This window comes from Paramesorhizobium deserti (assembly GCF_001558695.1).
Classification (GTDB): Bacteria; Pseudomonadota; Alphaproteobacteria; order Rhizobiales; family Rhizobiaceae; genus Paramesorhizobium; species Paramesorhizobium deserti.
The window spans coordinates 379,662-398,514 of record NZ_LNTU01000023.1; the positions used below are offsets into that span (position 1 = coordinate 379,662).

Genomic DNA, 18,853 nt, shown 5'->3' on the forward strand with positions numbered 1-18,853 from the left:
GAGCTGGTCTGTTTGATCCTGATTGCGGGCATGGCGCGCGAATCCTTTTCTGGGAAGGCGTGCCCCCCGCGTATCACCGGCATGTAACAGCCCCGTGACGATGGTTCCCATCTTCCGTCCGACAGGAAGGTTTTCCGGGAAAAGCAAAGCCACCGGGGCTTGCGCTCCGGTGGCGGATTTCGATCGGCTGGCGTTCTGGCTATTCGTCAAACCGGCGGTCACGGTCCTGCCACATCTGGAAGGCGGCGAGGAGTGCTACGATAATGCCGAGTGCGATATGCCAGACCCGCAGCGGACCCATATAGTTCAAGGCGTAGGGCGCAATGACCATCCACACGCCGCCGAGGAATGCCAGCATCTCCTCCCAGCGGCGCAGCGAAACCATCTCCATGATGCCGACCGTCATGACGACGGCGCCCGTGATGATGGCGCTGAGGACGATGGCTATGTTGCCGCTCATCGGATAAAAGAACGGCGACAGGAAGATGATGGCCCCGAGAGCCATCATGGCCATATCTTCCCAGCTACGGTGCTGCATCAGCCCGATACGGCCCATATCGTTGGTGGTTGCCATGAGAAAATCTCCTTCAGGCTACGGTTATGCGTAACCGGATGCCCGTGAGGAGCTTATGCGCGATACGTTTCGAACTCCTCGACGGGCGTTCGTACGCACTGGCGACATTATCCCAGAAAATCACTCCATTTTCAATGATTTCAAGGGGAGGGGCAACATACTAAGCCCTGCCATAGCCGCCCGGCGTCGGCGTTGTCACGATGACGGCCTCGCCGGCTTCTATGATCGTCTGATCGCATGCCCTTAGGGTCTCGACAGAACCGTCCTTGCGGCGGACTTCGGTGCGGCCCTTTTCGCCCGCCCCGCCGCCCTCCAGTCCTTCCGGCGGGCGGTGACGGTGTGACGAGAGGATGGCGCAGTCCATGCGCTCCAGGAAGCGCAGGGTGCGGCTCGTGCCGTCGCCGCCATTGAAGCGGCCATTGCCGCCGGAGCCTTCGCGGATATGGAAATCCTCGAGCAGGACGGGGAAGCGCATCTCCAGGATTTCCGGGTCGGTGAGGCGAGAATTGGTCATATGGGTGTGGACGCCGGATGTTCCGGCAAAGCCGTGACCATCATTCATATGGCCGGCGGGCGAGCCGGCGCAGATGGTCTCGTAATATTGGTAGCGCTCATTGCCGAAGGTCAGGTTGTTCATCGTGCCTTGCGCATTGGCGAGGGCGCCCAGCGCCTGGAAGATGGCGTTAGTGACATGCTGGGACGTCTCGACATTGCCCGCCACCACTGCTGCGGGATAGGCGGGCTTCAGCATCGAACCATCGGGAATGATGATGTCGATCGGGCGAAGACAGCCGGCATTCATCGGGATCGAGCCCTCGACCATGACGCGGAACGCATAGAGGACGGCTGCCCGCGTCACCGGCTCAGGCGCGTTGAAGTTGTTCTTCTCCACCGGCGAGGTGCCGGTGAAATCGACTGTGGCGCGCCTTGCCTTGCGATCGACGCCTATACGCACGCGGATGGTCTGTCCGGTATCGGTGACATAATCGCAGCTGGCACTCTCCGGCAGGCGGTCGAGGACACGGCGCACGCTTTCCGCCGCATTGTCCTGCACATGGCCCATATAGGCCTCGACCACATCGAGGCCGAACTGCGCCACCATCTTCTTCAGTTCCGCGACGCCCTTCTCATTGGCGGCGATCTGGGCTTTCAGGTCGGCGACGTTCTGGTGGACGTTGCGCACGGGATAGGGGTGATCGGTCAGAAGCGCGATCAGCTCCTTTTCCCGGAAGCGGCCGCGCTCGACCAGGCGGAAATTGTCGATCAGCACGCCTTCCTCGTCGACGGTGGTTGCCAGCGGCGTCATCGAGCCGGGTGCGGTGCCGCCGACATCGGCATGGTGCCCGCGCGAGGCGGCCCAGAAGAGGATATTTTCGCCCTTTTCGTCAAAAACAGGCGTTACCACGGTGATATCGGGCAGGTGGGTGCCGCCATTATAGGGCGCGTTAAGGGCGAAGACGTCGCCTGGATGGATGTCACCCTCGTTCAGGCGAATGATCGTCTCGACGGAGCGGTCCATGGAGCCCAGATGCACTGGCATGTGCGGCGCGTTGGCGACCAATGCGCCGGTGCGGTCGAAGACCGCGCAGGAGAAATCAAGACGCTCCTTGATGTTGACGGAATAGGCGGTGTTCTGCAGCGTCACGCCCATCTGCTCGGCGATCGACATGAAGAGATTGTTGAAGACCTCCAGCATGACCGGATCGGCCTCGGTGCCGAATGCGGCGGCGCGCGCCTTCTTCTCCACACGCCGCATCAGCACATGGCCGAGCGCGGTGATTTCCGCCTGCCAGCCGGGCTCGACCACGATGGTCTGGTGGCTTTCGATGATGAGGGCGGGACCGTTGATGCGATTGCCGGGGGTAAGCCCCTCGCGGGGATGCACCGCCGCATCATGCCAGGCGCCGCCGGAATAGAGTTTCCGCGTTTCATGGGCTGCCGGGCGATGGTCTTCGACCGCCTGCGCCAGCTCTTCATGGGCCCGCGAGCGTGCGTCCTGCCCCTCGACGCCGACGGCTTCCACCACGATACCCTTGTCGTCATAGATGAAGCCGAACTGCGCCTTGTGTGCCTTTTCGAAAGCGGCGCGGGCCGCCGCCAGATCATTACCGCTGAAATCGACGGAAAGAGCAGTGTCGGTGCCGTCATAGCGCAGATGCAGGACCGGGCGCAGGCGGATTTCGCCTTCCGGCACACCCTGGGTCGCAATTTCCGACGTCACGGTTTCAGACAGGCGTCCGATCAGCCCGTCGATATCGGGGAGCGTCTGTTTGGCAAAGGGTTTGACCAGCGCCTGCTGGCGGGAGGCGAAGATCGAGGACAGGCCGATGCCATAGGCCGAGAGCAGGCCGGAGAAGGGGTGGATCAGCACGGCTTTCATGCCGAGCGCATCGGCGACAAGGCAGGCGTGCTGGCCGCCTGCGCCGCCGAAGCAGTTGAGGAGATAACGCGTCACGTCATAGCCGCGCTGTACCGAGATCTTCTTGATGGCGTTGGCCATGTTCTCGACGGCGATGGTGACGAAGCCCTCCGCTACCTCTTCCGGGCTGCGCCCGCCGATTTCCTGGGCAAGGGCGGCGAATTTGTCCTTCACCGTTCTGGTATCCAGCGGCTGGTCCTGGCCGGGGCCGAAGATCGAGGGGAAAAAATCCGGCTGCAGCTTGCCGAGCATGACGTTGGCGTCGGTGACGGCGAGGGGGCCGCCGCGCCGGTAGCAGGCGGGACCGGGATTGGCGCCGGCGGAATCGGGGCCCGCCTGGAACCGCCCCGCCGCATAGTGCAGAATCGAGCCGCCGCCTGCTGCGACGGTGTGAATGCGCATCATCGGCGCGCGGATGCGAACGCCGGCCACTTCTGTATCGAAGGCGCGCTCATATTCGCCGTCGAAATGGGCGACATCGGTGGAAGTGCCGCCCATGTCGAAGCCAATCACCTTGTCGAAGCCGGCGAGCTTCGCGGTCTCCACCATGCCGACCACGCCGCCGGCGGGGCCGGAAAGAATGGCGTCCTTGCCCTGGAAGAGATCGGCGGCGGTGAGACCGCCTGACGACATCATGAAGGAGAGGCGGGGAGATTGGGATTCACCCCCCTCTGCAATTCCCATTTCTCCCGCCACGCGCTCCACATATCGCCGCAGGATCGGTGAGAGATAGGCGTCCACCACGGTGGTATCGCCGCGGCCGACGAGCTTGGCTAGCGGCGAGACCTCGTGACTGACCGAAACCTGGCCGAAACCGAGCTCACGGGCGATACTCGCTATGCTTTTCTCATGGGCGGGATAGTTCCAGGAATGCATGAAGACGATGGCGACGGCATCAATGCCGTCCTTCTTCGCGTCTTCCAGCGCGGCACGCACCGCCGCCTCGTCAGGGGCGGCTTCGATGGTGCCATCGGCGCGGACGCGTTCGTCCACCTCGACCACCCGCTCGTAGAGCTGCTCCGGCAGGATGATCTCCTTGGCGAAGATGTCGGGGCGCGCCTGATAGGCAATGCGCAGCGCATCGCGGAAACCCTTGGTGATGACGAGAAGCGTGCGGTCGCCGTTGCGCTCCAGAAGGGCATTTGTGGCAACGGTCGTGCCCATCTTCACCTCACCGATGAGTCCGGCGGGGATAGGGTCGCCCACCTTGACGCCGAGGAGATCGCGGATGCCCTGAATGGCGGCATCCTTATAGGCTTCGGGATTTTCGGAAAGCAGCTTGCGCGGATGGAGATTTCCCTCCGGATCGCGTCCGATGACATCGGTGAAGGTGCCGCCACGATCGATCCAGAAATCCCATTTGCCGTTCATGGCCGCTCCTTGTGCTTTCCCAGTCGTTCAACGGAATCACTCGGGTATCCGCCGGAAGCAGGTTCGTCAATGTCGGGGTCAGTTGCAGGTGTGTAACGGCATGAAAGAGAAGTTGAGAGAACCTTTCATCAGGCCGCCCGTTTTTGCTGGGATGGTAGCTTCGCCCATCAGGCGGGGTTATCTGATGATGAAGGAGAAGACTATGAAAAAGTTTCTGATCGCATCGATTGCCGCTCTTTCGGTTCTGGGGCTGGCGGCTTGCAGCGATACTGACGAGACGACGACCGGCGCTACGCCTGACCAGGCACCGGCGACGCAGCCCGATACAGAACAGAACATGGCGCCGCCCGCTACCGAACCGGCTCCCGCCCAGCCTGGGACGACGCCGGATACGGGCACGACGACGCCTAATCAGTAGAACACCCGCAGGAGATGCGGCACCGGCCGGTTTCTACAAACCGGCCCTGAGGAAACGGTCCGGCTTTGCCGGGCCGTTTCTGTCTTTAACAGTAATATTTCAGATCGTTATAAAAGTTCATATATGTTCATTTTGAAAGCGATCCGTATTTCGCGACGTTTCTTCCAGATATTCTTATAAAACGCAAAAAATTAGAAGTAATGACAACATATTTTTCTTAACCTTTGTATGAATGATTGTGCTGCAATGCGGTTCCTATCCCAGAAAGGGTTATCTCATGAAGAAGTTCATTTTCACCATTGCAGCACTTTCAATGACTGTTCTTGCTGGTTGCAGCGAGAGCGAGCAGGCCGTCACCAACGCGGCCGATCAGAGCGCGACAACGGCGGCGGTTTCCGCGACGGGAGCGAATACGCCGGAATCGATCGCCGCCGAGGTGACCAAGAGCCTGGAACAGATGGCGAGCTCGATGTCGCCTGCGCAGAAGACGGCAGCGGTCAACGAGGCCCGTACCGCAGCGGAAGCAGCAGCGAAAGCCGCTGGCCAGAGCGATGCTCTGATCCAGCAGGCCGGCAATGCGGCGGCTGCCGCAGCGCAGAAGGCGCTCGGCGTACAGTAATATTGCCGGGCTGACGCAAGTCACGCCGGATTACTGGAAACGTCACGGCCGGCATCCAAACCGGCCGTTTCGTTTCATGCATGCTCTTTTCCTCGATCGGGGCGGAAAGTGGTTTCTCGTTTTTCCTGTTTTATTCTATGATTTGCTTTCCGGCGATTGCTTCGGCCTCTCGCCATTTCCTGTGTTTGGGGTTAGAAGGCCAGCATGTCGATCTGGGTTCGTGTCGGTGATTTCGTGGCCAATGTGGCATCGACCGCTCTGACGAGCGTCGTCGAGGCCGTGCGCACGACATTTGAAGGGGACCCCGAGACCCGCCGGCGGGTTTCCTTCTCCATCGCGATGATCGCGCTTTCGGCCAAGATGGCGAAGGCGGACGGAGTTGTCACCGATCACGAGATCAGGGCGTTCCAGCAGATATTCTCCATTCCGGAATCGGAACGTGCGCATGTCGCCCGCCTCTACAATCTGGCGAAGCAGGATACAGCGGGATATGAAAGCTATGCGGCACAGATGGCCTCGCTTTGCGGATCGGGACATCCGAACTGCAAATGCCTCGAAGATATACTCGACGGCCTGTTCCATATCGCCAAGGCGGACGACTATGTGCACGAGAAGGAACTGGCGTTCCTGACGCGGGTCGGCGAAATATTCGGCTTCGATGAAGCGCATTTCCAGACCATCGCCGCGCGGCATGTCAATCTCGGCGATGCCGATCCTTATGTCGTTCTCGGGCTCAGGCGCGGAGCGAGTTTCGAAGAGGCGCGCAGGCGCTACCGCCAGCTTGCCACCGAGAATCACCCCGACAGGCTGGCCGCGCGCGGCGTGCCGAACGAGTTCCTGACGATCGCCAACGACCGTATCGCAGCGATCAACGTCGCCTGGGAAAAAATCGAGAGAGAATTGAAGGCCGCATGAGCGAGATCGAAGACGGCGTTTTCGTTCCCGACCATATGGGGGCGACTGTCCGCCCTTCACCCAATTTCGGCCCACGCAGGGACGGCAAGGGGGTTTCCACCCTGATCCTGCATTATACCGGCATGGAAAACGGTGAAGCGGCTGAAAGGCTGCTCGAAAGCCCGGAGAGCGAGGTTTCGGCGCATTACGTGGTGCATGAGAATGGCGGCATCGTGCAGATGGTTGCCGAGAGCGAGCGCGCCTGGCACGCGGGGAAAAGTTTCTGGCGGGGCGAGACCGACATCAATTCCTGCTCGATCGGCATTGAGATCATCAACCAGGGGCCGCTAGGCGGCTTTCCGGATTATTCGGATGCGCAGATCGAGGCCGTCATCGGCCTCTGCCGGGATATATGCGCGCGCCACTCCATCCGCCCGGAGCGGGTTCTGGCACATTCGGATATCGCGCCGTCGCGCAAGATCGACCCGGGCGAAAAGTTTCCGTGGGAGCGGCTTTACCGCGCCGGCATCGGCCATTGGGTGGAGCCGGCGCCGATCCGGGGAGGGCGCTTTCTTTCCCTCGGCGATCGCGGTCAGCCGGTCGAAGCCCTGCAGTCGATGCTGGCGATCTACGGCTATCAGGTGCCGATCGACGGTGTGTTCGGGACGGAGACGGAAGCGGCCATAAAAGGCTTTCAACGACATTTTCGCTCCCAAAAAGTTGATGGTGTAGCCGATGTTTCGACGATCGAGACACTGCATCGCCTGCTTTCGACGATTCCCGCTTCTGTAAGCTAAATCATTAATAAATAATGACTTTTTATGTCGCGATTCTATGAAGTCGGGGTATTTTGTTGCAATCGTTAATATAAAGTTATTTGTTGGACCAATCTTCGGCTGCATTTCGCCGTCAGATCAACGCTCATGTTTCCTGAGGCGGTGCTGTGATCGCCGTCTCGCATAGGGGCAAAGACCGGGCCGGCGTTTTCTCATTAAAGGGGCGGCCTCCTATAAGAAACAGAATCAAACGGTTAGGGTATGAGTAAAAAATTTGGTGTTGTGTGCGCCCTCGTCGGCGCAATGGGTTTGCTTGGCTCGAATGTGGCCTACAGCGCTCCGGCAGTGGAGAAAACGAGCATTGCCGCAATCATAAAGGCTAAGAAAGAGGCTGCGGCGGAGAAAGCCGCGGAAGCTGCCAAGGCCGAGACGAAAGCCGTCGCGAAGAAGCGCCATACGGTTCGCAAGGCGACGCCAGCCAAGAAAAAGGCGGTGAAGGCGGCGACGACCAAGAAGAAGGTCGTGAAGGCGACCACCAAGAAGAAGACGGTCAAGACCGTTTCCAGGAAAAAGGTTTCCAAGAAGGCGGTTACCGCCAAGGTGACGACTTCGCGGGCGGGCGGCTCGCCTTACGCCAGCATCATCAACCGCTATGCCGCCACCTATGGCGTGCCGACGTCGCTGGCCCATGCGGTGGTCCGCCACGAAAGCGGCTATCGTGCCGATGCACGGGGCGCGGCGGGCGAGATCGGCCTGATGCAGCTCAAGCTGTCGACGGCGCGGGGCCTCGGCTACACCGGTTCGGCGAAGGGTCTCTATGATCCCGCGACCAATGTGCAGTACGGCATGAAATATCTCGCCATGGCGCGCAAGCTCGGCGGCGGTTCGACCTGCGGCACGATTCTGAAATACAATGCCGGCCATGGCGCCACCCGCATGAACCCGATCTCCGCGGCCTATTGCAGCCGGGTCAAGGTCTATATGCGCTCGTTCTAAGCGAGAAATATCGCGATATTTCAGAAAAGCCGGATGAAAATCCGGCTTTTTTGTTGCGTTTTGGGTGCGAAGCACCTTTATACACGAGGTGTCAGTTGGCCGGGCAGCCGCGCCTGTTATATGTCGAAAGACGGCAGGTGAGGAAAGTCCGGGCTCCATGGAAACACGGTGCCGGGTAATGCCCGGCGGGGGCGACCCCAGGGAAAGTGCCACAGAAAGCAAACCGCCCCGTCTTCCGTTGCGCCGCGTCTTTTGGGGATCATGCCACAGGACCGGGCGCAAGGGATGACGGGGTAAGGGTGAAAGGGTGGGGTAAGAGCCCACCGCGTCTCCGGCAACGGCGACGGCACGGTAAACCCCACCGGGAGCAAGACCGAATAGGGACGGCGTGCCGGACGAAAGTCCGGCGATCTGTTTCCGGATCAGCCGTCCGGGTAGGTTGCAAGAGGCGGTTGGCGACATCCGTCCCAGATGAATGGCTGCCGCGTCGGGCGCAGGCCCGGCCATACAGAACCCGGCTTACAGGCCAACTGACATTTCATCTTCTGGTGCTGATGGCTCGCGCCGCAGATGTGCCGTCTGTTCCTCGATCGATCTCGTCCGTTCCGTTTCCGCATCGCCCGTATGCCTGGTCTGCGCCGGCTCGACGAAGATGATCCAGGCCTCTTCCGGCGCCGAGGGGAAATGCTCGACGCCGCGCGGGACCACATGAAAATCGCCTGGTTCGAGGATCGTCCGGCTGCCGTCGCGATAGCGCAGGATGAAGGTGCCGCGATAGACGAGGAAGAATTCATCCTCTTCGGCATGGCTGTGCCAGACGAAATCGCCCATGACCTTGGCGATCTTGACGTATTGACCGTTGGCCATCGCGACGACACGCGGCGACCAGTATTTGTCGATTGCTTCGAATTCGGCGGCGAGCCGACCGGCGTCCTGCATGACGATTTCCTTCCTCATGGGTGCAACGACAGGCCCTTGACGATCTTGTCGGCCAGCTTGCGGTCGGCATGGAGCCCGATGCCTACGAGATCGAGATATTCGGTGGGAACGGCGGCGACCGCGGCGCGGTTATCCCTGTCGTTGCCTGTCGAGAACAGCTCTCGCGTGTAGATCGAAGGCTGCAATCCGCGGTTGGTGGCGCGGTCCAGGACCTTTCGCAGGTCGTCGCTGGTCGCGGCGAAGATCAGGATCGGCTGGCGGATGAGCGGGCCGTAGCTCCTTCCCGACGCATCGGCATAGCGCTCGCCGATCAGTTCGGGATATGATCCGGCGATGCCGCCGGCGAGAAAGCTGGCGATGTTGAGTTTTTGCCAGGTCGCGAGATCGTCGCGGACCACGATGGCGATTTTGGTTTCGAAGTGTGTGATGTCGGAAGTCATGGGTGCAATCATTGACGCAGAAGCGCTGGGCGGTCTTGAACGATCGTGCACGCCATCGCCACATGACTGGATCCGGCTCGCGCCGCCGGAAGAGGGGCTGGAGCGGCTGGAAGCCTTCTTCGAAGGCCATGCCTATGATCCGCACCGGCACGACACCTATGCCATCGGCTATACGCTCTCCGGCGTGCAGTCCTTCGATTATCGCGGGACGAAGGTGGACAGCACGGCGGGAAAGGTGATCGTCATCCATCCCGACGAGGTGCATAACGGGCGTTCCGGTGTCGAAACGGGTTTCCGCTACCGGATGCTTTATATCGAACCTTTCATGATCCGCGATGCGCTGGGGGAGCGGGCGGGAAGCCTGCCTTTCGTGCGCGACGTGGTTGCCGACGATCTTCGGCTGCTCGCCGCCTTGCGCCCGGCGTTCGAGGCGCTCGACAACGGGCTGGAAGGGCTGGAGATGGACCAGATCGTCGTTGCGATCGCCGACGCGCTCCTGGCGCGCGATCCGTCAGCCGCGAAGCGGTCAAAATCCGCTATCAGCGTCAAGGCGGTGGAGCGGGCGCGCCATTTTCTCAACGAGAATTTCGGCCGGACCGTCGCATCGGGGCAATTGGAGGAGATCACGGGGCTCGACCGCTATTCGCTGGCGCGCCATTTCCGTCAGCAATTGGGAACCAGCCCCTATCGCTATCTGACGATGCGCCGGCTCGATCAGGCCAAGCGGTCGATGCGCGAAGGCGCGTCGCTTGCCGATGCGGCATTTTCAAGCGGCTTTGCCGACCAGAGCCATATGACGCGACAGTTCAAGCAGGCCTTTGGCATGACGCCCGGGCGCTGGCGGGCGGTCAATGCCGGGAGCTGAAGCGGTTCCTATTTTGAGTCCGGAAACCGTCGCAAGCCCTTGTTTTAATTCCCCATCAGGAAATCGGCGATCAGCTTGAAGTTGAGCGCCACGATGATCGCGGCGGTGATGGCGGCGAGTATAGTGAGCCAGCGGGGTGCTGCGAGCTTGCCCATCTTGGCGCGATTGGCGGTGAAGATCACCAGCGGGATGACGGCGAAGGGCAGTTGCAGGCTCAGGACCACCTGCGACAGGATCAGGAGTTTCGCCGTGCCGCTCTCGCCATAGGCGATGGTGACGGCGGCGGCCGGCACGATGGCGACGACGCGGGTGATGAGCCGTCTCAGCCATGGTGCAAGCCGGATGTCGAGAAAGCCTTCCATGACGATCTGGCCGGCCATGGTCGCGGTCACGGTGGAGTTCAGCCCGCAGCACAGAAGCGCGATGGCGAAGAGGCTTGGCGCTATCGCCGAGCCGAGCAACGGGCTGAGCAGGTTATGGGCATCATTCAGCTCTTCGACATTGGTGTGGCCGGTGGTGTGGAAGCTGGCGGCGGCCAGGATCAGGATTGAGGCATTGACGGCAAGGGCGAAGGTGAGCGCGATGGTGGAATCGAGCGTCGCGTAGCGGATGGCGGAGCGCTTCTCCTCCAGGGTTTCGCCATAGTCGCGTGTCTGCACGATGCCCGAATGAAGGTAGAGATTGTGCGGCATGACGGTGGCGCCGATGATGCCGAGCGCGAGATAGAGCATATCCGGGTTGGTGACGATCTCGGTCGTCGGCGCAAAGCCGCGGATGAGGGCGGCCCACTCGGGTTTGGCCATAATGATCTGGATGAGGAAACACAGCGCGATGACGCCGAGGAGGGTGATGACCAGTGCTTCGACCCAGCGGAAGCCCTTGTTCTGCAGATAGAGGATCAGGAACACGTCGAGCGCGGTGATGACTACGCCGATCTCAAGCGGAACGCCGAAAAGCAGGTTGAGGCCGATCGCCGTGCCGATCACCTCGGCAAGATCGGTGGCGCAGATGGCGATCTCGGCCAGGAACCAGAGCGGCCACGCCAGCGCGCGGGGATAGGCGTCGCGGCAGGCCTGCGCCAGGTCGCGGCCGGTGGCGATGCCGAGACGGGCGCAGAGCGATTGCAGGATCACCGCCATGATGTTGGACAGGAGGGCGACGACCAGGAGCGCATAGCCGAAGCGGGAACCGCCGGCGAGCGAGGTCGCCCAGTTGCCGGGATCCATGTAGCCGACGGCGACAAGATAGCCCGGGCCGAAGAAGGCAAGCGCCTTGCGCCAGCTCGGACCGGTCGTGCTGACAGCGATCGATCTGTGGACGTCTGAAAGCGACGCCTCGCCGCGTTCGCGGCGCCAGCCGTTGAGTGTCATCTCGGGACGGCGCTCGATCGAGACGCGTTCCGGCAATGCGCGTTCTGGACGATGCATGCAGTTCGAATCCTGAAATGCAATTGCAAATTATTTGCATTTAATAGGAGCGCCGGGATGCTTCGTCAAGGGCGGGGCAAGGGCATGCACGCGGTCGTGATGAGTCGAGCGTTAATGGGGGCTCCACGGAACTGGAGTGGCCAGCGGCGATAACCGGCTAACGGTTCCTTAAGCTTAATATTCGATAAATCTGGAGAAAGGGAAAATGCGCCCGGAATCGGCCTTCTTCCCGTCTTGTGTAGCCTGCTCCCGTTGACGCCCATAATGTCCCATGATATCCATTCGTAACGTCAGTAACGTTTGTTCGATACCGTGTTCCCCGACATTGTCAGGGGCGGTCCTGCGGGGTCGTCAGGCTGGGCTCTCCGCCCGGATGCCGTTCGTTTGCGTGCTGTCTGACGCGGCCTCGATGCGCGTGGCGGGAGATAGAATGCAATGGCCCTTTGTGGCGGAAACGGCGGTAGCGAGTAGTGGACCGGTTCCTGGGACATGTGACGAACAGGATCGATGCGAAAGGACGGGTCTCCGTTCCCGCGTATTTCCGTTCGCTGATCCAGAAGGCCGGGCATACGGAGCTTTACGCGCTGCGCTCGCTGCACCTGCCGGCCTTCGACGTCGGCGGGCCGGATTTCCTGACCCGGTACGACGGTCGGCTGGAGAGCGAGGACCCATTCGCGGAAACGGCGGACGACATGTCTTTCTACCTGAATGCGGACGGCGCTTTTCTGAAGCTCGACCAGGACGGACGGATCACGGTGACGGATTTCATCCGGGAGCATACGGGCATTTCGTCGGATGTGACGTTTGCGGGTGCGAATACGCATTTCCAGATGTGGCAGCCGGAGCATTTCGAGGAACATCGCACACGTGTGCGGCAGAGGCTGGCCGAGCGGCGGCAGGCCGGGCAGCAGGCAGCAAACGGGGCGGGCGCACCGCCCCAAAGGGGGACGGAATGATGGCGGGCCTCGGCGGAGATGGTTCTCATGCCGATGGCGGACCGGCCCGCCACATTCCGGTTCTTCTCGACGAGGTCATCGAGGCGCTACAGCCTGAAGCAGGGAAGCACATCATAGACGGGACGTTCGGCGCGGGCGGCTATACCAGGCGCATCCTCGACGCCGGCGCTTCCGTTACGGCGATTGATCGCGATCCTACCGCGATCGCGGCGGGCCGAGCCATGGAGCAGGAATTTCCAGGCCGTCTCACGCTCGTTCAGGGGCGGTTTTCCGAACTCGACACGCTGATGCCGGGCACGCCCGACGGCATCGTTCTCGACATCGGCGTTTCCTCCATGCAGGTCGACGAGGCCGAGCGCGGCTTCTCCTTCCAGAAGGACGGACCGCTCGACATGCGCATGTCGGGCGAGGGGGTGAGCGCCGCCGATGTGGTCAACCGGCTGAAGATGGGCGATCTCGCCCGCATCTTCAATTTCCTGGGCGAGGAGCGCCATGCGGGCCGCATCGCCCGGATGATCGAGAAGCGCCGGGCGAGCGAGCCCTTCACGCGCACCCGCGATCTCGCCAATGCGATCGAGGCGCTGGTCGGGCGGCATCCGAAGGACCGCATCCATCCGGCGACACGGGTTTTCCAGGGCTTACGCATCTTCGTCAATGACGAGCTGGGCGAATTGGCGCGGGCACTGTTTGCGGCCGAGCGCGTGCTGAAACCCGGTGGCCGGCTGGTAGTGGTCACCTTCCATTCGCTGGAGGACCGCATCGTCAAGCGTTTCTTCGCCGACCGGCAGGGCGGCAGCGGCGGCTCGCGCCATCTGCCAGAGGTAGAGGCGCGCCAACCCAGTTTCACGCCTGTCGGCAAGGGCGTCGTCGGCCCCAGCCGCGAAGAGGAGGAGCGCAATCCGCGTGCGCGCTCGGCCAAGCTGCGCGCCGCTATCCGGACAAGCAATCCGCCGCTTGCCGCCGATCTCACCATTTTCGGGCTGCCGAAGCTGCCCGATACATACACTTTGAGGGATTAGCCAGTGCTGCGTACCTTCGACATCATATTGATCACCGTCATGCTGGCGGCGGCGACCGTGACCTACAAGATCAAATACGACGCGGGAAAGCGGATGGCCGAGATCGCCAAGCTACAGCGCAAGATCGACTTCGAGAAGGACACGATCACGCTTTTGAAGGCCGACTGGAGCCTGCTCACCCAGCCGAACCGCCTGCAGAAGCTGGTGGATATCTATCAGTCCGAGCTCGATCTGAAGCCGATCGATGCCAACCAGATCGTCAGCATCGACGAGATTCCGGAACGGCCCGCCGACGATATCGAGAACATCATCTCCTCGAGCGACGAACTCCTGGCAAGCATCAAGAAGACCGACCAGATCAAGACCGGCAGCGTAGGGCAGGGACGATAGAATGAGCGCAAACTGGATCCGACGCGGAAAATTCAGGGACAGCGCCGCGAGTGTCGAGCCGGCCGCGAACGCGTCGGCCAAGAACGATATCGCTTTCGAAGGCGCCCGCAAGAAGAGCGGAAGCCGCGCGCGCAATCGCGTGATTATGGCGATGACATGCTTCATGGGCATCTATGCCGTCATCGGCGGGCGGCTCGTCTATTACGGCATGCAGAGCGACGAGGATGCGGGCTCGCGGGGACCGGCGGTGCAGAATCTCGCCTCGCGGCCGGATATTCTCGACCGCAATGGCGAAGTGCTGGCGACCGATATCAAGACGGCATCACTTTTCGCGGAGCCGAGGCGGATAATCGACCCCGACGAGACGATCGAGCTCCTGTCGACGGTCCTGCCGGATCTCGACTGGGAGCAGACCTATCGCAAGCTGAAGAGCGGCGCCGGTTTCGTCTGGATGAAGCGCGGGCTGACGCCGCGCCAGCAGAGCCAGATCATGGCGCTCGGAATTCCCGGCGTCGGCTTCCGCACCGAAAAGTCTCGCTTCTATCCCGGCGGCCCGACCGCATCGCACATTCTCGGCCTCGTCAATATCGACAATCAGGGCATTGCGGGAATGGAGAAATATCTCGACTCGCAGGGGCTCACCGATCTGCAGTCGACGGGTCTTGCCTTCCAGCAGGGGCTGGAGCCGGTCAGGCTTTCGATCGACCTGCGCGTGCAGCATGTCGTGCGGGATGAGCTCGTCCAGGCCATGCAGCGCTATCGCGCCATCGCGGCGGGTGCGGTGGTGCTCAACGTCAAGACCGGCGAGGTCATGGCGATGGCGTCGGTGCCCGATTTCGACCCGAACAATCCCGTTCACGCACTCGACAAGGACCGCCTGAACCGCATGTCGGCGGGCACCTACGAGATGGGGTCGACGATCAAGAGCTTCACCACCGCCATGGCGCTCGATTCAGGCAAGTTCACCTTGCAGTCGAAGCTCGACGCGTCGCGTCCGCTGGTCATCGGGCGCCAGACCATCCGTGACTTCCATGGCAAGGGGCGCGTGCTGACCTTGCCAGAAGTCTTCATCTATTCTTCCAATATCGGCTCCGGCCGCGAAGCCGATGCGGTGGGAATAGAGGGCCACCGCGCGTTCCTGAAGAAAATAGGTCTTCTCGACCGCATGCAGACCGAACTGCCCGAGGTGGCGCGTCCGGTGGAGCCGCGTGTCTGGAAGAAGGTTCATTCCATGACCATCGCCTTCGGTCACGGCATGATGACCACGCCGCTTCAGACGGCGGTAGGGGCCGCGGCGTTGATGAATGGCGGCAAGCTCATCCAGCCGACCTTCCTGCCGCGCACCGAGGAGCAGGCGGCAGAGGTCGCCAAGCAGGTGATCCATCCCCAGGTATCGGCGGACATGCGCTATCTCTACCGTCTGAACGCAACCGCTCCGGGCGGTTCGGGCAAGCGCGCCACGGTTCCGGGCTACCGCGTCGGCGGCAAGACGGGCACGGCGGAGAAGGTCGTCAACGGCCGCTATTCCAAGGATGTGCGGTTCAACGCCTTCCTGGCGGCTTTTCCGATGGACGATCCGACCTATATCGTTCTTACGATCATCGATGAGCCAAAGCCGGAGGAAGGCAAGGCCAGCGCCACGGCGGGTCTCAACGCTGCGCCCATGGTGGCCAATATTATCCGTCGTTCCGCATCATTTTTGGGGGTTAAGCCAGATTTCGGTCAAGAAACGGCCCCCATGCTGGTTTCATACGAGAGTAATGACTGATTCGATGTCGGCGAGATGAATTCAGCCGTGCCGGCGCGGATAGCCTGAAGTGAAACAACGTCTGGACTCTATATGAAGTTGAAGGATATCGCCGATCTTGCCAGTCTTGCCGATCCAGCTGCCGGAGAATTGGACATCACCGGACTCACCTCCGATTCGCGCAAGGCGAAGCATGGCTATCTCTTCGCGGCGCTGAAAGGCGTGAAGACCGACGGCAGCGCATTTGCCGCCGATGCCGTTTCCAAGGGGGCCGTCGCCATCATCGCGGCCCGCGATGCCGAGATCGGTACGCCTGATGTGCCGGTCATCCGCGTCGAGGATCCGCGCCGCACGCTGGCGCTCGCCGCCGCCGCCTTTTACGAAAAGCAGCCCGAGATCATGGTCGCCGTCACCGGTACCAGCGGCAAGACATCCGTTGCCTCCTTCACGCGGCAGATCTGGGCCGATGCGGGGTTTCCCGCGGCCAATATCGGTACGACGGGCGTGTTCTCGCCGACGCGCAGCGATTATGGGTCGCTGACGACGCCGGATCCGGTGGAACTGCACCGGGTGCTGCGCGAGCTTGCCGATGAGGGCGTAACCCATGCGGCGATGGAAGCATCCTCGCACGGTCTCGACCAGCGGCGTCTCGACGGTGTGAAGCTCGCCGCCGGCGCCTTCACCAATCTCGGCCGGGACCATATGGATTATCATCCGACGGTCGATGATTATCTCGCGGCCAAGATGCGGCTGTTCGATACGCTCCTGCCCGAGGGCGCCCCCGCCATCATCTTTGCCGACGACGAGTTTTCCCCACGGGCGATCGAGGTGGCGAAGGCGGCCGGCAGGGAGGTTCTGACCGTCGGCCGCAAGGGCACGTTCATTGCCTTGAAGCGGGTCGAGCACGAACGTTTCCGCCAGCATGCGGAAGTCAAGATCGGCGACGACATCTATGAGGTCGCACTGCCGCTCGCCGGCGATTTCCAGGTGGCCAATGCGCTGGTTTCGGCCGGGCTCGCCATGGTGACCGGCGTTCCGGCGGCGGCGGCCATGCGCGCGCTCGAACGGTTGCGAGGTGCGCCGGGCCGTCTCGATCTTGTCGGGGCGACGGAGGACGGGGCGCCGGCCTATGTCGACTACGCACATAAGCCGGATGCGCTGGAAAATGTGCTGACCTCGGTGCGCCCGTTCACCACGGGGCGGGTCATCGTCGTCTTCGGCTGCGGAGGCGACCGCGATACGGGCAAGCGGCCGATGATGGGCGAGATCGCGACGCGGCTTGCCGATGTGGTCATCGTCACCGACGACAATCCGCGCTCGGAAGTGCCGGCGGCGATCCGCGCCGAGATCATGGCGGCAGCGCCCGGTGCGATCGAGATCGGCGACCGGCGTCAGGCGATCCGCACGGCGGTCGACATGATGAAAGCCGGCGATACGCTTATCGTCGCCGGCAAGGGACATGAGGAGGGCCAGACCGTCGGCGATGTGACACATCCCTTCTCCGATCACGCCGAAGTCGCCCAGGCGCTGAAGGATCGGCTGAAATGAGCTGGCTGTGGACGTCGTCCGATATGGTGGAGGCGATGGGCGGCAGACCCATCGGCACGCTGCCGGAAGGTATCACCGGGATTTCCATCGATACGCGCACGCTCAAGCCGGGCGAGGCATTCTTCGCCATCAGGGGCGAGCAGTTCGACGGCCATGATTTCGCGACCGCCGCCATGGCGGCCGGCGCCGGCCTGATCGTGGTGGCGGAGGCGAAGCTTCCCGCGCTCGGCAAGCTCAAGGTGCCGATGATCGTGGTCGATGACGTACTGGAGGGGCTTGTGCGGCTCGGCATCGCGGCACGGGCGCGCAGCGAGGCGCAGATCATCGCCGTGACCGGTTCAGTCGGCAAGACGACGACCAAGGAGGCCCTGCGCCATGTGCTTTCAGCGGTGGGCAGGGTGCATGCCTCCGCCGCCTCCTTCAACAATCACTGGGGCGTGCCGCTGACATTGGCGCGCATGCCGGCGGATACCGATTACGGCGTATTCGAGATCGGCATGAACCATGCGGACGAAATCCGTCCGCTGGTCAAGATGGTGCGCCCGCATGTGGCCATCATCACCCTGGTCGCGCCCGCGCATCTCGGCTATTTCAAGGATCTGGAAGAGATCGCCACGGCCAAGGCGGAGATATTCGAAGGGGTCGTGCCGGGCGGCTATGCGCTCATCAACCGGGACGATCCGCATTTCGAGCTTCTGGAGCAACTGGCGCGGCAAGCGGGTGTCGAGCATATCCGCACCTTCGGCGAGAATGCCGCCGCCGATTACCGCGCGGGCGAGACGAAGCTTCTGCCCGATTGCTCATGCATGACAGCGTGGCTGGCCGGCCAGGAAGTGGTCGTCAAGATCGGTGCGCCCGGACGCCATATCGTGCAGAACGCGCTGGCGGTTCTGGGCTCCGCGCACCTTGTGGGCGCCGATATGGCAAAGGTGGCGATGGCGCTTGCCACGCTGCGGCCGGAAGCGGGGCGTGGCGCGCGCCACAGGTTGCACCATCCCGATGGCGCCATCACACTGATCGACGAGAGCTACAACGCCAATCCCGCCTCGATGCGGGCGGCACTCGAGCTCCTCCATGCCGCGCAGCCGGGAGCGCGTGGGCGCAGGATCGCGGTTCTGGGCGATATGCTGGAACTGGGAGACCATGCGGCGAAGCTCCACCAGGATCTCGCCGAGCCGATTTCAGGTGCCGGCGTCAATACGCTTTTCATCGGCGGGCCGGAAATGTCTGTGCTCGCCTCCGCTTTGCCGGTTGAAATTCAGACCGAATACAGGCAGAGCGTCGAGGAACTGCAGCCGCTGGTGGTAAAGGCGGTCCGTCCCGGCGATGTCGTCATGGTCAAGTCGTCGAAGGGGATTGGGTTCTCCAAAATCGTTAGGGCGCTGATGGCCAAATACCCGCCTGCCGAGCCTTTGGGGCCGGCCGAATAGGCTGTTTTTCGAGGGGACCGCATCC

16 protein-coding genes, 1 other RNA gene and 1 pseudogene are annotated in these 18,853 nt (G+C 62.0%); 13 read left to right on the top strand and 5 right to left on the bottom strand.

Annotated elements, in window-relative coordinates; genetic code table 11:
• Positions 1 to 199: 199 nt before the first annotated feature.
• Positions 200 to 574: an SPW repeat domain-containing protein gene (locus ATN84_RS14725; RefSeq protein ID WP_068882388.1), complete on the bottom strand. Its 375-nt coding sequence runs from the start codon at positions 572 to 574 to the stop codon at positions 200 to 202.
• Between the two features lie 160 nt (positions 575 to 734).
• On the bottom strand, positions 735 to 4,364 hold the full coding sequence (locus tag ATN84_RS14730) for a hydantoinase B/oxoprolinase family protein (RefSeq protein WP_068882389.1): 3,630 nt from the start codon (positions 4,362 to 4,364) through the stop codon (positions 735 to 737).
• Between the two features lie 202 nt (positions 4,365 to 4,566).
• Between ATN84_RS14730 and ATN84_RS14735 the strand changes: the two genes are divergently transcribed.
• The 6 genes from ATN84_RS14735 (at position 4,567) to rnpB (ending at position 8,605) form a co-directional block, all read left to right on the top strand.
• On the top strand, positions 4,567 to 4,782 hold the full coding sequence (locus ATN84_RS14735; RefSeq protein WP_068882683.1) for a hypothetical protein: 216 nt from the start codon (positions 4,567 to 4,569) through the stop codon (positions 4,780 to 4,782).
• Between the two features lie 277 nt (positions 4,783 to 5,059).
• The gene (locus ATN84_RS14740; protein WP_153020253.1) at positions 5,060 to 5,401 is read left to right on the top strand and encodes a hypothetical protein; all 342 of its coding nucleotides are present in this window, start codon (positions 5,060 to 5,062) and stop codon (positions 5,399 to 5,401) included.
• Between the two features lie 204 nt (positions 5,402 to 5,605).
• Positions 5,606 to 6,316, top strand: coding sequence for a J domain-containing protein (locus ATN84_RS14745; protein ID WP_068882392.1), 711 nt, complete (start codon positions 5,606 to 5,608; stop codon positions 6,314 to 6,316).
• On the top strand, positions 6,313 to 7,092 hold the full coding sequence (locus tag ATN84_RS14750; RefSeq protein ID WP_068882394.1) for a peptidoglycan recognition protein family protein: 780 nt from the start codon (positions 6,313 to 6,315) through the stop codon (positions 7,090 to 7,092). The genes ATN84_RS14745 and ATN84_RS14750 overlap by 4 nt, the downstream gene beginning before the upstream one ends.
• A gap of 240 nt (positions 7,093 to 7,332) precedes the next feature.
• Complete coding sequence (locus ATN84_RS14755; RefSeq protein ID WP_068882396.1) at positions 7,333 to 8,067, top strand: lytic transglycosylase domain-containing protein; 735 nt, start codon at positions 7,333 to 7,335, stop codon at positions 8,065 to 8,067.
• Between the two features lie 91 nt (positions 8,068 to 8,158).
• An RNA gene (gene rnpB, locus ATN84_RS14760) (RNase P RNA component class A) lies at positions 8,159 to 8,605 on the top strand.
• A gap of 140 nt (positions 8,606 to 8,745) precedes the next feature.
• Here the strand turns inward: rnpB and ATN84_RS14765 are convergent.
• Together ATN84_RS14765 and ATN84_RS14770 are read right to left on the bottom strand one after the other, a co-directional pair.
• A pseudogene (locus ATN84_RS14765) lies at positions 8,746 to 9,024 on the bottom strand (cupin domain-containing protein); the annotation flags it as partial.
• Positions 9,021 to 9,446, bottom strand: a complete 426-nt coding sequence (locus ATN84_RS14770; RefSeq protein ID WP_068882398.1) for a DUF2000 domain-containing protein — start codon at positions 9,444 to 9,446, stop codon at positions 9,021 to 9,023. The gene ATN84_RS14770 and the pseudogene ATN84_RS14765, both read right to left, overlap by 4 nt.
• On the opposite strand from ATN84_RS14770, the gene ATN84_RS14775 reads away from it, so the two are divergent.
• On the top strand, positions 9,445 to 10,311 hold the full coding sequence (locus ATN84_RS14775) for an AraC family transcriptional regulator (RefSeq protein WP_201026377.1): 867 nt from the start codon (positions 9,445 to 9,447) through the stop codon (positions 10,309 to 10,311). The genes ATN84_RS14770 and ATN84_RS14775 overlap by 2 nt on opposite strands.
• A 44-nt stretch (positions 10,312 to 10,355) precedes the next feature.
• Here the strand turns inward: ATN84_RS14775 and ATN84_RS14780 are convergent, their stop codons facing one another.
• A complete protein-coding gene (locus ATN84_RS14780) occupies positions 10,356 to 11,681 on the bottom strand; it encodes an Nramp family divalent metal transporter (RefSeq protein WP_068882685.1) in 1,326 nt (441 codons plus the stop codon).
• Between the two features lie 527 nt (positions 11,682 to 12,208).
• On the opposite strand from ATN84_RS14780, the gene mraZ reads away from it, so the two are divergent.
• From mraZ to ATN84_RS14810, 6 genes are all read left to right on the top strand, one after another.
• Positions 12,209 to 12,694, top strand: coding sequence for a division/cell wall cluster transcriptional repressor MraZ (gene mraZ / locus ATN84_RS14785; protein ID WP_068882399.1), 486 nt, complete (start codon positions 12,209 to 12,211; stop codon positions 12,692 to 12,694).
• Positions 12,691 to 13,713, top strand: a complete 1,023-nt coding sequence (gene rsmH, locus ATN84_RS14790; protein WP_201026378.1) for a 16S rRNA (cytosine(1402)-N(4))-methyltransferase RsmH — start codon at positions 12,691 to 12,693, stop codon at positions 13,711 to 13,713. Before mraZ ends, rsmH begins: the two co-directional genes overlap by 4 nt.
• A gap of 3 nt (positions 13,714 to 13,716) precedes the next feature.
• The gene (ftsL, locus tag ATN84_RS14795) at positions 13,717 to 14,103 is read left to right on the top strand and encodes a cell division protein FtsL (RefSeq protein ID WP_068882400.1); all 387 of its coding nucleotides are present in this window, start codon (positions 13,717 to 13,719) and stop codon (positions 14,101 to 14,103) included.
• A gap of 1 nt (position 14,104) precedes the next feature.
• A complete protein-coding gene (locus ATN84_RS14800) occupies positions 14,105 to 15,871 on the top strand; it encodes a peptidoglycan D,D-transpeptidase FtsI family protein (RefSeq protein WP_082766301.1) in 1,767 nt (588 codons plus the stop codon).
• Positions 15,872 to 15,943: 72 nt separating this feature from the next.
• Positions 15,944 to 17,398, top strand: coding sequence for a UDP-N-acetylmuramoyl-L-alanyl-D-glutamate--2,6-diaminopimelate ligase (locus ATN84_RS14805; protein ID WP_068882401.1), 1,455 nt, complete (start codon positions 15,944 to 15,946; stop codon positions 17,396 to 17,398).
• A complete protein-coding gene (locus ATN84_RS14810; protein ID WP_068882402.1) occupies positions 17,395 to 18,828 on the top strand; it encodes a UDP-N-acetylmuramoylalanyl-D-glutamyl-2,6-diaminopimelate--D-alanyl-D-alanine ligase in 1,434 nt (477 codons plus the stop codon). The genes ATN84_RS14805 and ATN84_RS14810 overlap by 4 nt, the downstream gene beginning before the upstream one ends.
• The last annotated feature ends 25 nt before the right edge of the window (positions 18,829 to 18,853 follow it).

What these genes read in the sequence shown, in the direction of transcription:
- ATN84_RS14770 (WP_068882398.1), bottom strand. Translation starts at nt 9,446, where the DNA reads ATGACTTCCGACATCACACACTTCGAAACCAAAATCGCCATCGTGGTC.
- ATN84_RS14725 (WP_068882388.1), bottom strand. Translation starts at nt 574, where the DNA reads ATGGCAACCACCAACGATATGGGCCGTATCGGGCTGATGCAGCACCGT.
- ATN84_RS14780 (WP_068882685.1), bottom strand. Translation starts at nt 11,681, where the DNA reads ATGACACTCAACGGCTGGCGCCGCGAACGCGGCGAGGCGTCGCTTTCA.
- ATN84_RS14750 (WP_068882394.1), top strand. Translation starts at nt 6,313, where the DNA reads ATGAGCGAGATCGAAGACGGCGTTTTCGTTCCCGACCATATGGGGGCG.
- rsmH (WP_201026378.1), top strand. Translation starts at nt 12,691, where the DNA reads ATGATGGCGGGCCTCGGCGGAGATGGTTCTCATGCCGATGGCGGACCG.
- ATN84_RS14810 (WP_068882402.1), top strand. Translation starts at nt 17,395, where the DNA reads ATGAGCTGGCTGTGGACGTCGTCCGATATGGTGGAGGCGATGGGCGGC.
- ATN84_RS14735 (WP_068882683.1), top strand. Translation starts at nt 4,567, where the DNA reads ATGAAAAAGTTTCTGATCGCATCGATTGCCGCTCTTTCGGTTCTGGGG.
- ATN84_RS14745 (WP_068882392.1), top strand. Translation starts at nt 5,606, where the DNA reads ATGTCGATCTGGGTTCGTGTCGGTGATTTCGTGGCCAATGTGGCATCG.
- ATN84_RS14755 (WP_068882396.1), top strand. Translation starts at nt 7,333, where the DNA reads ATGAGTAAAAAATTTGGTGTTGTGTGCGCCCTCGTCGGCGCAATGGGT.
- ATN84_RS14775 (WP_201026377.1), top strand. Translation starts at nt 9,445, where the DNA reads ATGGGTGCAATCATTGACGCAGAAGCGCTGGGCGGTCTTGAACGATCG.
- ATN84_RS14800 (WP_082766301.1), top strand. Translation starts at nt 14,105, where the DNA reads ATGAGCGCAAACTGGATCCGACGCGGAAAATTCAGGGACAGCGCCGCG.
- ATN84_RS14805 (WP_068882401.1), top strand. Translation starts at nt 15,944, where the DNA reads ATGAAGTTGAAGGATATCGCCGATCTTGCCAGTCTTGCCGATCCAGCT.
- ATN84_RS14740 (WP_153020253.1), top strand. Translation starts at nt 5,060, where the DNA reads ATGAAGAAGTTCATTTTCACCATTGCAGCACTTTCAATGACTGTTCTT.
- ATN84_RS14730 (WP_068882389.1), bottom strand. Translation starts at nt 4,364, where the DNA reads ATGAACGGCAAATGGGATTTCTGGATCGATCGTGGCGGCACCTTCACC.